Origin of the sequence: Capnocytophaga sp. oral taxon 864 (genome assembly GCF_002998835.1) — a bacterium.
Taxonomy (GTDB): domain Bacteria; phylum Bacteroidota; class Bacteroidia; order Flavobacteriales; family Flavobacteriaceae; genus Capnocytophaga; species Capnocytophaga ochracea.
Window position 1 is genome coordinate 1195001 of the sequence record NZ_CP027232.1, and the last position, 14039, is coordinate 1209039.

The window sequence follows — 14039 nt, forward strand, 5'->3', positions numbered from 1 at the left end:
TACAAAAGCAGTTTACAATCCATAAGACCTTCATCCTGCACGCGGCATGGCTGGATCAGTCTTCCGACCATTGTCCAATATTCCTCACTGCTGCCTCCCGTAGGAGTCTGGTCCGTATCTCAGTACCAGTGTGGGGGACATCCCTCTCAGAACCCCTATCTATCATCGCCTTGGGGAGCCGTTACCTCTCCAACTAACTAATAGAACGCATACTCATCTTTCACCACCTAAGCTTTAATAGTATCACGATGCCGTATTACTATACTATGGGGTATTAATCCAAATTTCTTCGGGCTATCCCCCAGTGAAAGGCAGATTGTATACGCGTTACGCACCCGTACGCCGGTCTCAGTTACCCGAAAGTAACCTCCCCCTCGACTTGCATGTGTTAGGCCTGCCGCTAGCGTTCATCCTGAGCCAGGATCAAACTCTTCATCGTTAAATTCTTTTATATCTTCTAACCGATCTTCAAGTTATTGACTTCAGGTTTCACTCAATCCTTTAAATCTTCTTTGTGCTGTACAACATTATGTCAAGGTACGTGTTGTTTCTTTCCACTCCAGAGGCACTACTCTCCTCTTTTGCGGGTGCAAAGGTATAACCTTTTTCCTAACCTCCAAAATTTTTATACACTTTTTTTTCAAAAAAGTTTTATGTGTTTTGGTAAGTGGTTGATTATTAATACTAATATTATAATCATTTTTGGGCTTCTTAGTGTTTTCTAACACGCTTTTCTTCTCTTACAAGTAACTACCAACAGTTAAACATACACTCACATTTTTATCTCTAACCTATATAAGTAGTTTCCAATCTATCCTATCATAATAATTTTAGTACTCAAGTGTGATATAATACATAATCTGCTAATTTACTAAAAGACATATATTTTTTTGCATATTAGAAAAATATTGTATTTTTGTTCTCATAAGAACTTATTAAAATGAAGACACCTTACTTACTAATAGCCTTCCGTTTTTTATTAGCCCCTACCATACTGATCTTTTCTTATTACACTGAAGAATCAATAGCAAGGCTATGGATTATAGTTTTCATCATCCTTGGCTTACTCTCCGATATTTTCGATGGGATTATCGCAAGGCAAATGGGTATTAGTACAGTAAAAATGCGACGAATGGATAGCCAAACAGATTTAGTATTCTGGCTCTCTATAGGAATAGCGTGTTATCATCTCAACCCTGAACTCATAAAGACGTATCGGTATGAAGTAATCGCTATTTTTATAATGGAAGGGTTATGTTATACTATTAGTTTTCTGAAGTTTGGGAAAGAAACCTGTACTCACGCTTTTCTCTCCAAGTTGTGGGGTTTGTGCTTACTTACAGCATTTATCTCCCTCATAGGCTTTGGTCACGGGGGATTTCCCTTGCAATTAGCTATTTATTGGGGGCTCTTCTCACAATTAGATGTAATTCTCATCTTGCTTTTGTTGCCCAAATGGCAAAATGATATCCCTAGTGCCTATCACGCCTACTTGATAAGAAGAGGCAAAAACTTTAAGAAGAGTAAATGGCTTAATAGCTAAATACTCTTCTTTAATAAAAAATAAGGTTACCCTACTAATACTAATTCTACATCAAAAATAAGAGGTGCATTAGGTGGTATTACGCCTCCCGCACCACGACTGCCATAGGCGAGTTCTGATGGGATTACCAATCGGGCTTTATCTCCTTCGTGAAGAAGTAATATTCCTTCATCCCAACCTGCGATCACTTGTCCAACACCTACAGTAAACTGTAGTGGTTCTTTCCTGCGATAAGAACTATCAAACACGGTCTTGTCAAGCAACATACCTGTATAGTGCACGGCTACTTTTTGCCCTGCTTCTGCTTTTTTACCTTTACCCTTGTGGGTAATTTGGTAATATAAACCACTATTCGTTTTCTCAAAGCCCACTACTTCTTTGGTAAAGGCTTCTTCAGCTTTGCGTTTCTCTTCAGCCAAACGAGCTGCTTTGGCTTCATTAAAATCATTGAAGGCTTTTAAGGCGTCCCATTTTTCTGCCTCCTCTCCTACTCTCACTATTTCTACTTTTTCAATCTTATCACCTTGTGCAATCGCATCTACTACTTCTTGTCCTTCCACAACTTCACCCAACACCGTGTGCTTGTTGTCTAACCAAGGGGTGGCTACGTGCGTGATGAAAAACTGACTCCCATTCGTACCTGGTCCTGCATTCGCCATCGAAATGACTCCCGGTTTATTGTGTTTGAGCTCTGGGTGAAATTCATCGTCAAAACGATAACCTGGGTCTCCTGTGCCGGTTCCTAACGGACAGCCTCCTTGTATCATAAAGTTAGGAATCACTCGGTGAAAAGTAAGTCCATCGTAATAAGGCGTACCAAGTGGTTTTTGCGAGTTCTTCATTTTCCCTTCTGCAAGAGCTACAAAATTCCCTACCGTAGCAGGCGTTTTTTCATAAGTAAGACGAAGTAAAATAACTCCCTTCGTGGTAGTTATCTTTGCATAAATACCATTTTGCATTTTTTATCTTTTAATGTATTAGGGTGCAAAATTACACCAAAATTCCTAAATCACCAAATCACTATTACATTGCGTTCCTGATTCTTTCTAATAGTTAGCCAATGAATTCTTCTCTAATAGTCAATAGAAAACAAAAAAGTAGAGACAAAAGATTTGTCCCTACTTTATGAGATTGTTATAGAAAAGATTTTATTCTTCTTCTGAAATAATATTGATATATGGTTTGAAACCTTCTGCTTTTTTATACACCTCTGCTCTTCCTTTAGGTACATAAATACGACCTATTACTGTAGGCTCATAAGTTTGATTTACATAATTAAACGTTGTCCCAAAAAGAGTTGATATTCTTGGAGGAGTTTGCCCTTTAAAAGTTGCAGTACTTAACTTTTCACAAGAATCAAAAACTGCACCTGAAATATCTCGTACGTTTTTAGGAATAGTAACTGTAACAATTACTTTGTTAGAATCAAATGCGTTTCTTCCAATAGCTTGCAGGCTTTCTGGAAAGTTGAGAATAGGAATTTGGCACTCAGAAAACGCTCCATCATCAATGGTAATAAGTCCTTCTGAAAACTGAACAGAGGTAAGTGAAGTTTTAGCAAAAGCATTTGCACCAATCACTTGTACCCCTTTAGGAATAACAATACTTCTAAGTTTAGTCCCATAAAAAGTTGCTACCTCAATACCTGTAAGTCCCTCAGGTAGTGTGATACTCCCTAATTTTTTGTGTTCAAAAAAAGCACCGTTACCAATGACTTTTATATTCCTAAGCACCGCATCAGCTTGCATATTGAGCACTGCTGTGTTCTCGTTTTTCCACTTTACTAAGGTGAGTCCATCGGCACTCAATTCATAATCAGAAGCAGGAATAGTAACAACTTCTTCATCATTACCTTTGTCCTTTTTACAAGCAAAGAGGGCAAAAACTGAAAGGAGTAATAAAAATTTTTTCATTGTATTATTAGTTTTTAATTATTGGTGGCAAAGATACAAAACATTTTACAATATAGCAAATATTAGTCTTTAGTTTTATATCGCTACTCATTTTCTCATTTGCTAATTTGCTAATTCCTGCAATTTCTTTAGCTCATCTCTGTACTGTGCAGCTTTTACAAAATCCAACTCTTTGGCAGCTACCTCCATCTGTTTGCGGGTTTCTTTGATTTTCTTTTCCAATTCCTTAGCTGATAAATATACCGATTGTGCTTCGGCAGCTGTGCGCTCCTTAAATGAAGGATCGTAGTGAAATTCGGTTATAGGGCTCTTGCTGAGGCTGTTCTCTATTTTCTTGTGCAAAGGCTGAGGCGTGATGTTGTGCGTCTTGTTGTAGTTCATTTGCTTTTCACGACGATAATTAGTATCATCGATAGTGCGCTGCATACTCTCAGTAATCTTGTCGGCGTACATTATTGCTTTTCCATTCACATTGCGGGCAGCCCTTCCTACGGTTTGAGTGAGCGAACGAGTGGAACGCAAAAAGCCTTCCTTATCGGCATCGAGGATAGCTACGAGCGACACTTCGGGCAGGTCTAAGCCCTCACGGAGGAGGTTTACCCCTATGAGCACATCAAAGAGTCCTTTGCGCAGGTCTTGCATTATCTCCACACGCTCTAATGTGTCTACATCACTGTGAATGTAACGACACCTAATACCAATGCGAGTGAGGTATTTGGTAAGCTCCTCTGCCATTCGTTTGGTGAGGGTGGTTACCAATATACGCTCGTCTTTTTCGGTGCGCACTTGTATTTCTTCTACTAAATCATCTATTTGATTGGCACTCGGACGCACTTCTATTTCGGGGTCGAGCAATCCTGTGGGGCGTATCACCTGCTCTACGTACACGCCTTGCGCTTGCTGGAGTTCGTAGTCGGCTGGGGTAGCACTCACGTAAATCACTTGGTTTTGAAGCGCTTCAAACTCCTCGAATTTCAACGGACGGTTGTCCATTGCAGCGGGCAAGCGGAAACCGTATTCCACGAGATTCTCCTTCCTACTGCGGTCACCACCATACATCGCGTGTACTTGCGAGACGGTTACGTGGCTTTCGTCAATCACCATCAAAAAATCATCGGGGAAGTAATCTATAAGGCAAAACGGACGTGTGCCTGGTTCTCTACCGTCCAAATAGCGAGAATAGTTCTCAATACCCGAACAGTACCCTAATTCCCGTATCATCTCAAGGTCGAACTCAGTGCGTTCTTTCAGCCGTTTGGCTTCTAAGGGTTTGCCTAAAGCCTCAAAGAACTCTACTTGCTTCACCAAATCTTGTTGAATGTTCCATATCGCTTTTTGGAGAATATCGGGAGAAGTAACGAACATATTAGCGGGGTAGATATTAAGGCTCTGGTAGTGGTCTAACACGTGATTAGTAGTAGGGTCAAACTGTTCTATCTCTTCAATTTCATCGCCAAAAAAGTGAATGCGGAAGGCGTTATCGTCATAACCTGGGAAGACATCAAGCACATCGCCTTTGATGCGGAAATTGCCGTGCCTAAATTCGGCGGTCGTGCGGGCATAAAGACTTTGCACAAGGCGGTGCATCAGCTTGGTACGGGGGAGTATATCGCCTTGTTTGAGGGTAATCACGTTCTTTTGAAATTCAACAGGATTACCGATACCATACAAACACGACACCGATGCCACAACCAATACATCGCGTCTGCCCGACAGCAAAGCAGAGGTCGTACTGAGACGCAGTTTTTCAATTTCATCATTAATAGAGAGGTCTTTTTCGATATAAGTCCCTGTGGAAGGTATATAAGCTTCCGGCTGATAGTAGTCGTAGTAAGAGACGAAGTATTCCACCGCGTTATTGGGGAAGAAAGCCTTAAATTCAGAATACAACTGAGCAGCCAGCGTCTTATTATGTGCCAACACAAGAGTAGGACGCTGAATGCGCTCCACCACATTAGCGATAGTAAAAGTCTTTCCAGAGCCCGTAACGCCTAATAGCACTTGGTACTTATCGTTGCGCTCTATACCCTTTACCAATTGGTCGATAGCCTGAGGTTGGTCGCCCGTAGGGGCAAAGTCAGAAACTATATTGAATTTCATTTGTTTTAACCATAAATAAGAGTGCAAAGATAGTGAAGAAAACTGAAAAGTAAAAATTATTTCACGCACATAGCTCAGAGACTCTAAATACTAAAATCTGAATTCAAAATTTTATAGTCTTTTCTCCCCCATTTATTCACCTCGTCTTTGCTTTCCTTTCGATTTATTACCCTCAAAACTGCTTCTCTCTCTTAACTCTTAACCCCTCACTATTAACTCTTTATAAACCCTTTCTATACCAATCGTCCAAGATTCGTATAAGCTTCCTATAAGCTCTCTATAAGCTAACCCCACCCTCCTTACAGCCTTTTTTCACCAAAAATCCTCCCTCCCCTCTTCCGAACTTCTCCGATATCTTCCGAAAGCTCAGCTATGTCACTTTTAGGGGTACACACTTTGCCAAAGTTTTTGCCTGTGCGACTCGCACCTTTGGCAAAGTTAATTATCAGTATTTCTAGTATTATTGGTATTTACCTCATTTTCTAATTCCCTCATTTGCTAATTTGCTAATTTGCTAATTTCAATACCCATATCGATCGCCCCAGAGTTTTTTGAGATAGTCGCGCAGGGCATTTTCACGTGGATTATCAGAGGGTTCATAGAAGGTTTCACCTTGTAATTCATCAGGGAGGTAATCCTGAAAGGCAAAATTGCTCTCATAATCGTGAGCGTATTGATAGTCTTTGCCATAGCCGAGCTCTTTCATCAGTTTGGTAGGGGCATTGCGCAAATGGATAGGTACACTCAGGTCGCCTGTTTGCTTCACAACTTGTTGGGCTTTGTTAATTGCCTTATAAGAAGCGTTGCTCTTAGGCGAAGAAGCGAGATATATAGCACACTGACTGAGGATAATACGCGCCTCGGGGTAACCAATGGTGGTTACTGCCTGAAAGGTGTTGTTAGCCAAAATCATTGCAGTAGGGTTAGCATTGCCTATATCTTCCGAAGCGAGAATGAGCATACGACGTGCGATAAACTTCACATCTTCACCGCCTTCAATCATTCGTGCCAACCAATAGACCGCGCCATTGGGGTCACTGCCTCGTATCGATTTGATAAAAGCCGAAATGATATCGTAATGCTGTTCACCCGTTTTGTCGTAGAGTACGGTGTTTTTCTGCACCAATCTGAGGACGCTGTCGTTCGTAATCACTACTGGTTCACCTTCAGGAGTCGCATTGACGATGAGCTCAAAAGTGTTCAACAATTTGCGTCCGTCGCCACCTGAGAGTCGCAAAAGAGCTTCAGTTTCTTGCAGTTGAATATCTTTGGTTTTAAGAATAACATCTTGGGTAATGGCATTGTGAAGCAGTTGTTCTAAATCTTTGCGCTCAAAGGCGTTCAGTATATACACTTGGCAACGAGAAAGCAAAGCGGGAATCACCTCGAAACTGGGGTTCTCAGTAGTTGCTCCAATGAGGGTAATCCAACCTTTTTCAACAGCCTGCAAAAGGGAATCTTGCTGGGTTTTGTTAAATCGGTGAATTTCGTCTATGAAAACAATAGGGTTTTGGGTAGTGAAGAGTCCACCACTTTGTTTGCTTTGGTCAATTACTTCGCGCACTTCTTTAATCCCCGAACTAATGGCACTCAAGGTATAGAAAGCGCGGTTGCTTTGGTGCGCAATAATGTTTGCTAGCGTAGTTTTACCCGTACCTGGGGGACCCCAAAAGATAAGCGATGGCAAAAGACCGCGTTCTATCTGTTGGCGCAAAGCCCCTTGAGTTCCAACCAAGTGCTCTTGTCCCACATATTGCGCTAAGGAAGTGGGGCGCATACGTTCTGCTAAAGGAGAAGACATTGATATAATGATTAATGTTTAATGATTAATGAAATCAACTTTGCCAAAGTGTAGTAATGTATAAACTGCCTGTCGTACTACGACCTATTTTGTGATATTGGTACTAGAAGCAGAGCCGATGCCTACCACCTCGTCGTAGAGAGCACCAGGAGCGCGGTAGTACACGAGCACGAGGTAAGTGTTTTCAGTTTGTTGAAAATTACCACTTATTTCGTTAAAATCAACTGCGTTGCCTGCTTTGGTAGCAAACTTATAGTTGTAAAATCCTTGTTTAAGAAGTACTTTCCCCTTGAAAAGACCGTCTTTTTCGTCATAAGTGAGTTTGTATTCCTCACGGAGTTCGTAATTGCTAAACTTGCCGTATACATACACTTCTTTACCCCAAAAAGTAGATTTGCCTTCTAAGGTGAAATGCACTTGGGTGTAATCGGCTTCGTTGCTGGGGTTCATTCCGTTGATAGTGGTTACCAAGAAATCACCATTGATATCGGGATAATAAGTATAGACATTGCTCGCACGGCTTACATTGGTAAACAAGTAGCTATTTACCCATTTGCTTCTATCCAAACGATAGACTCCCGATGCAGGTACGTGTATATCCTTGCTATCGAAATAGAAATACTCATTTCCACCCCAGAAAGCCGTTTCGCGGTCGTAGCGATACACAAGGTCGTTACCCATCACGTACTGAGGTTTTACGCCCGTGATAGCCGTATCCCAACGGTAGTTTTGCAGTATGGCTACTTTCACCGCTACATTAGGATTATCAAGTCTAAAATCTTTCTGCTTAATAGTGAACTGTACCACTTGTTGGGTATCGAAATACTGCAAATCGCGAGCGCGTTTTACTTCGGTGAGTACATTCACTTGGGGTGTATAGAGCACAAATCGGCGTGAAAAGAGCTCTGTGCCATAACTATCGGTGATAGAGAGCATATAGTTACCGCTGAGAGTGATTTTAGTGAGTTCGTTAGGGAAAGTAAGGCGGTAATGCGAATAGCCTTGCAGAGTACCGTAGGAGTTACTCTCGGGCTGTACCGGTTGGTTATCAATACCTTTAAGGTATTCACTTTTCAGCAGAGAAGAGACTGACCAATCGGCATTGCAATGAGTGATTTTGTAGTAATAAGTCTCCTCATTACCCCCGAGGTCATCGAACTGCAAACTAAACGACTCATTACGGCGCACGATAGGGAATTGGTTTTTATCGTTGCCGTTAGCTTTGAAGATAATCGTTTTGATATAATCAGGTGGTGTTTTCTCCACTAGCGGTTGTGCTTGCATTGCCAAGGGAAGTAGGAGTAAAAAGAGAAGTTTTTTCATAATTAAATATTTATATTTGTCTTAGGTGTACTATTTTTTATTTAGTAAAATAAATATTCTCCACAAGAATAGAACTCACTTACCTCACTCCGTGCATCAGTTTCTTCACAAACGGATTGATGAGAATAATGAGTACCCCTGCTACGGCAGGCACAATGGTAAATATCAAAAAGAAAGTACTCAAACTGTACTCACGGGTGATATTCTCTATCTGTCCGCCCACTACAGCTGCTAATTTATGACCAATAGCTACAGCGAGGTACCATACCCCAAACATAAATGCTATCATTCGTGCAGGTACAAGCTTCGAGACGTACGAAAGCCCCACAGGCGATAAGCACAACTCACCCATAGTGTTAAACATATAAGCAAATACAAGCCATAACATACTCACCTTTACTCCGTGAGTTACCCCGTGAGAGCCTAAGGCAAGTAAACCAAATCCTACTGAGAGCATCAGCAGTCCGATGCCGTATTTCATCGCAGCAGGTAGATTATACTTGCTATCCCACCAACATGAGAACAAGCTCGCTAAGGCAATAATGAAGAAAGAATTCAGGATTGAAAACCACGATACAGTCGTCTCTACCCAGTTATCGCGCTCTTCTTTCACTTGCGCAACTATGAGCCCGTTGTCAGTATTGAGATCTGCTCCCCGCTGTTTTGTCCACTGTTCCTTTTCGGCATCTACATAGCCAAACGAACTATTTTTGTTGTTCTTGCTCAGCAATTTTATCTCTTGTCCTACTTTTAGGTGATAATCAGCTACTCCTATGATAGTAGTACGTTCTACGATTTTCAAATCAGGACGAGCGACTTTGTTTTCTTCTGTAATAGGGATATAAGTAGTTCTGCCCTGTGTATCGGTTTGTTCATAGGCTTGATAACTCACACTATAAGCTGTAGTTTTGAAGTCGCGTTGTAGCATCCACGAAGCAATGCCCCATACAAGACTAAAGCACACCAATAACACTACTACGGCAGGAAATATCTTTTTGTAGGTTTTCTTTATCAAAAGGAAAAGTACGTAAGTAATGAGTAATAGTGGAATCACGGTGAGTAGTGCATTGAAAATATTGTAAAGTACTGCCCAATTACCCTGTAACTCACGTTCTATATTATCCCGTGCAAAAATCACTAAAGACGAAGCTCCTTGTTCAAACGACAACCAAAAGAACACCACAAAAAAGGCAAAGATGACCACGGTAAGCATACGGTCGCGCACTATCGTAGTATAACGCATTATGCGACTACCTATCAGGTAAAAAAAAGCTATTAAGCCTACAATCACCATCACATATTGCCCTTTAAGCCCTGAGGTAGCAGCCCACCCAAAGAGGTCGATATTCCATATTTTCGAGAGAGGGTCGTTTAGTGCATAGCCAATACCTATGATTGCCGAAAGCGCTACCAATATCTTATCTAGGGTAGTAAACGGATTGAGTTTTTCCTCTTCTTGTTTTGCATCATTTGTAGTCTCTTTTTTTTCTTGCTTGCGTGGCTCAGATCCTATTGAACCGAATAAAGGTTTGGCAAACCAAAACTGTATAGTTCCCAAGAGCATAAACACTCCTGCCAAACCGAAGCCCCAACTCCACCCAATGCGTTCTGCCAAGTAACCGCAAAGCATCATTCCAAAGAAAGCTCCAGAATTTACTCCCATATAGAAGATGGTATAAGCAGCATCTTTCTTCTCGGGTAGGTCTTTGTACATTTCCGATACAAATGACACCATATTAGGTTTGAAAAAGCCCGTTCCTATCACCAAGAGTGCAAGCCCCAAATAGAGCGAAACTTCAGTTTCAAAAGCCATCGACACGTGTCCTAAGGTGATAATAACCGCCCCAATAATTACTGCCCAGCGGTAGCCGGTAATCTTATCGGCTATTATACCTCCAAGTATAGGAGTGAGATAAAGAAGCATAACATACGTACCAAAGAGTGCACCCGCGTTTTCAGTACTCCACGCCCATCCTGGGTTATACCCTATAAGCGTCATCGTAAGAAAGTTGATGAGCAGTACACGCATTCCATAAAACGAAAAACGCTCCCACATTTCTGTAAAGAAAAGCACGAACAGTCCCGCTGGATGTCCTAATACTTGTGTATCGAAAATTGTCTTTTTAGTCATATAGATTTTATTCGTTATTTTTCTTGCTTTTCAACTCTCAACTCTTAACTAAAAATGTCCCACTTAATTCCCAATCGAATAATAAAATCTCTATACGGCTGACGTGGTGCAGAATAATAGTTGTAAGGATTTCCTATTTTTAGCCAGTTGCTCACGGGCACTTGCCATTGTTCTAAAGAGAAGAAAATGCGCATCGTACGCACTTTGGCATTGAGAAAAAAGTCAAACATCGGAAAGTTTCCCGTCTTCTCTGCCGTCTGTACAGCAAATTCTCCTAAAAGCGGATTGTACTGATTGGAGTAATATTTGGTGAAGTAATTAAACCCTATCCCCGTTTGTAAGTACATTGCCTTGTTGAACAAGTGTGATGCAAAGTAAAAACTATTGCGAGTCACAAAAGTAGGCACATTCAAAATATTGCTGTCTTGTACCACTTGCTGGTAAAGCATAGTGTTGTCTAAGCCCCATTTACCAAATTTAAACTCTTTTTGTACTTTCAGTTGCAAATATTGTATATTGCTACTGTATTGCTCAGGACGCACTTTTCCTAAGGTTTCTTCTTGAAAATAAGTGTAGTTGTTAAGATTGGTAAGACTCAGCGACGCATTCCCCCATTGGGTTTTCAAATCGCCATAGAGGGTCTGGGTATTCTGTTTGTTAAACGAAGTATAGTTATCCCAATTAAACTGCTTGTAATCGCTTTGATACAACAAATAATTAAAATTAGGCATAGCCGAATGCAGTTCAGCTCCTGCGGTGATGCTGTTCTTATCGTCAAAAGCATAGGCAAGTTTTCCACTCAGTCTAGTTCCTGTCATCTTGCCTACAAATGTCTGTTCGCCCTCTGCCTCTATGCTGAATCTACCCACTTTCTTATGCCATTGCACACCTAAACTCAGGTCGGTATCCTTGATTTGCCGGCGTTGCAACACTCCCGATACGTAGTAAGCGTTCTGAAAGTAGTAATTGTAGAAATAAGCATTTCCAAAGAGGAAGGTTCTACCCAGATAGGGCAATTCGAGCTCTACTCCCAAGCGGTTGATCATCTTCTTCAAGCGCGCCTTGTCGTGCAAATTTTGAGGTACATAGGCATCTCCAAAATAACTGTTGCTTTGGGTTTCGTCATAAGTATAATGTTCGGTTTCGTAGCTAAATAAATGGCGGAAGCGTATCTGCTTGTACGAAGCCAGCGAATCGCGGTTGCGCAAGAAAGCGTAGTCGTGTTGCAAAAAATAACGCTTGCTCTCCCGAATATTCTCGGCATTGAGCAATTGCACGTCTATTGTCGCACGGTTTTTAAACTGTTTTTCACCTCCCTCAAACTGCTCGGGCGTTACTATACCTCCATTCTCCTGACTGGTGATATCGTGAGAAGCAAAGTGTGCAAAGGCGGTGTATTTCTTGTTAGGCGATACGTAGGAAAAGCCTGCTCTAAAATTGCCATTGCTCACTAATATACGTTGGTATTTACCCAAGGAACGCAAACCTTTGTAAGCGATAAAGATATTGAGGTTGGGCTGTAGATTGATTGAAAAAAGGGTATTCAAAAACTGACCTTGTTCCATACCGCTTTTGTAAGTAAACTCAGTAAGTGGCGTAGGCAAATGGTAATAAGTTACCTCTTCGGGAGTAAGGTAGAGTTGTTTTTTAGCTTCTGCTCCCATCGAAGGCAGGTAATCCTGACGGCGGAAGTCGTAAGAGAGTGCATTATACGGTTGCCCCATATTCGAGAAAGACATCTTGCCAAACATATCCTTTCCCCACTCGTTGTTCAGGTAATACTTTTGCATCGTAAGCGAAGTATCTACCGAGGTGGTATCGCGGGTATAAGTAATAATTTTGTAGTCGCGTGCAGTGAAAGTAATGCTGTCTTTCTTCTTTTTAGGACGCAACGACTTAAAGGTTACCCCGCCCTCCTGATTGTTGTTCACACTATCGTCTTCTTGTGCCCAACTCAGCAAGGGGAATAGTAATCCTATAAGGAAATATATAGTTTTTTTCAGTGTCATTCGTTTCTATTTGGGGGCAAAGATAGGAATAATTTGTCAATTAGCCAATTTGTTAATTTTAGATACAGGTCAAACATACCAAATTTATTCGATAGTGCGAGCTTGCTATTTGTGTCTATCTCGTTATATCAATTGCTGAGACTGTCCGAAAAGTCTTAAAATCGCATTTGCGTCGCTACATTTTGCTAAAGTTTCAGTCTTTGAAAAAGTTGATTACCTTGATAATCAATTCCCTCTAGTTATATTGTAGGAGCGATTGTCAAATCGCCCTCACAGAACAAAACTTTTGGGACAGGCCTTACTCTTATTAAGCTTTTATAATTAGCTAATAAGCTACATAACTGACAAAACAACTATATTTTTAATCTTTTATTTGTAAATATTTTTGCTAATCAATAAAATATCCTTACCTTTGTGTCATTAAATTATAAATGATAAAGTTATGTTGTATTTTTTCAAATCCATCAGAAGACCAGTAAAACACTGGTACATTCCCCTTATTTTAGGGATTTTGTTCATTCTTTGTGGTATAGGGGTAATTATATCACCACAAGCTTCTTATCTTACCCTTTCAATACTCTTTAGTCTCTCATTCTTAATATCAGGGATAACTGAATCCTTCTTTGCCCTACAAAATACTAAAACTCTCAACGGTTGGGGGTGGTATTTGGTAAGCGGACTCATTTCATTGATAATGGGTATTTTTTTACTTATGTATCCCGCCCTATCAATGTTTATATTACCATTGGTAGTAGGATTCACATTGTTATTCCGTTCGTTTCAGTTACTCGGTTTTGCTTTCGAAGTAAAAGAAGCTGGTGTACTAAATTGGGGTAACCTAGCCATAGTAAGCGTATTGGGTATTATCCTTTCGTTCATTTTGATTGCTAATCCTATCTTTACAGGTATCTCATTAGTAGTGTTCACAGGTTTAGCGTTTATCTTCACAGGTATTTCTTCTGTAGTACTTTCGTTCAATCTGAAAAAGTTAAAAAGTTCTGTTCAAAAGTTATCAGATGATTTAAAGAACCGTATAGAAGACCTCGAAAAAGAAGTGAGAGAAGCCTTAAAATAACAGCAGATTAGCAAAATACCACTGGCACGAGTCTATAGTTATACCTATGACTACAGAACTATAGTGCTTTTTTACAAAAAATACCTCCAAAGAATTAAATACTCTTTGGAGGTATTATGATTTTATAATTGATGTGCCTACACC

General features: G+C 40.7%; 9 protein-coding genes and 1 rRNA gene (1 of these 10 cut by a window edge). 2 read left to right on the forward strand and 8 right to left on the reverse strand.

The window, feature by feature from the left end; translation table 11 throughout:
- A 16S ribosomal RNA gene (locus C3V44_RS05280) occupies window positions 1-439 on the reverse strand (it extends 1079 nt beyond the left edge of the window).
- A 501-nt stretch (window positions 440-940) separates the two neighbouring features.
- On the opposite strand from C3V44_RS05280, the gene C3V44_RS05285 reads away from it, so the two are divergent.
- Entirely contained in the window at window positions 941-1543 is a 603-nt protein-coding gene (locus C3V44_RS05285; protein WP_015782566.1) for a CDP-alcohol phosphatidyltransferase family protein, read from the forward strand.
- Window positions 1544-1569: 26 nt separating this feature from the next.
- Here the strand turns inward: C3V44_RS05285 and C3V44_RS05290 are convergent, their stop codons facing one another.
- From C3V44_RS05290 to C3V44_RS05320, 7 genes are all read right to left on the reverse strand, one after another.
- Window positions 1570-2502 carry a peptidylprolyl isomerase gene (locus tag C3V44_RS05290; protein ID WP_106095783.1) on the reverse strand — a complete coding sequence of 311 codons (933 nt, stop codon included), beginning with the start codon at window positions 2500-2502 and terminating at the stop codon, window positions 1570-1572.
- A 189-nt stretch (window positions 2503-2691) separates the two neighbouring features.
- Window positions 2692-3456 (reverse strand): leucine-rich repeat domain-containing protein, encoded by a 765-nt coding sequence (locus tag C3V44_RS05295; protein ID WP_106095784.1) that lies wholly within the window; start codon window positions 3454-3456, stop codon window positions 2692-2694.
- Between the two features lie 102 nt (window positions 3457-3558).
- Window positions 3559-5556 (reverse strand): excinuclease ABC subunit UvrB, encoded by a 1998-nt coding sequence (gene uvrB, locus C3V44_RS05300; RefSeq protein WP_106095785.1) that lies wholly within the window; start codon window positions 5554-5556, stop codon window positions 3559-3561.
- Between the two features lie 520 nt (window positions 5557-6076).
- Entirely contained in the window at window positions 6077-7357 is a 1281-nt protein-coding gene (locus C3V44_RS05305; protein WP_106095786.1) for a replication-associated recombination protein A, read from the reverse strand.
- Window positions 7358-7441: 84 nt separating this feature from the next.
- Entirely contained in the window at window positions 7442-8680 is a 1239-nt protein-coding gene (locus C3V44_RS05310; RefSeq protein ID WP_106095787.1) for a type IX secretion system plug protein domain-containing protein, read from the reverse strand.
- Window positions 8681-8759: 79 nt separating this feature from the next.
- A complete protein-coding gene (locus tag C3V44_RS05315) occupies window positions 8760-10811 on the reverse strand; it encodes a peptide MFS transporter (protein ID WP_106095788.1) in 2052 nt (683 codons plus the stop codon).
- Between the two features lie 44 nt (window positions 10812-10855).
- On the reverse strand, window positions 10856-12820 hold the full coding sequence (locus tag C3V44_RS05320) for a putative porin (protein WP_106095789.1): 1965 nt from the start codon (window positions 12818-12820) through the stop codon (window positions 10856-10858).
- A gap of 442 nt (window positions 12821-13262) precedes the next feature.
- Between C3V44_RS05320 and C3V44_RS05325 the strand changes: the two genes are divergently transcribed.
- Window positions 13263-13895, forward strand: coding sequence for an HdeD family acid-resistance protein (locus C3V44_RS05325; RefSeq protein ID WP_009411332.1), 633 nt, complete (start codon window positions 13263-13265; stop codon window positions 13893-13895).
- Window positions 13896-14039 lie beyond the last annotated feature (144 nt).

Bases quoted from the DNA above. Each gene is read 5' to 3' on its own strand.
- C3V44_RS05285 (WP_015782566.1), top strand. From the start codon at position 941: ATGAAGACACCTTACTTACTAATAGCCTTCCGTTTTTTATTAGCCCCT.
- C3V44_RS05290 (WP_106095783.1), bottom strand. From the start codon at position 2,502: ATGCAAAATGGTATTTATGCAAAGATAACTACCACGAAGGGAGTTATT.
- C3V44_RS05295 (WP_106095784.1), bottom strand. From the start codon at position 3,456: ATGAAAAAATTTTTATTACTCCTTTCAGTTTTTGCCCTCTTTGCTTGT.
- uvrB (WP_106095785.1), bottom strand. From the start codon at position 5,556: ATGAAATTCAATATAGTTTCTGACTTTGCCCCTACGGGCGACCAACCT.
- C3V44_RS05305 (WP_106095786.1), bottom strand. From the start codon at position 7,357: ATGTCTTCTCCTTTAGCAGAACGTATGCGCCCCACTTCCTTAGCGCAA.
- C3V44_RS05310 (WP_106095787.1), bottom strand. From the start codon at position 8,680: ATGAAAAAACTTCTCTTTTTACTCCTACTTCCCTTGGCAATGCAAGCA.
- C3V44_RS05315 (WP_106095788.1), bottom strand. From the start codon at position 10,811: ATGACTAAAAAGACAATTTTCGATACACAAGTATTAGGACATCCAGCG.
- C3V44_RS05320 (WP_106095789.1), bottom strand. From the start codon at position 12,820: ATGACACTGAAAAAAACTATATATTTCCTTATAGGATTACTATTCCCC.
- C3V44_RS05325 (WP_009411332.1), top strand. From the start codon at position 13,263: ATGTTGTATTTTTTCAAATCCATCAGAAGACCAGTAAAACACTGGTAC.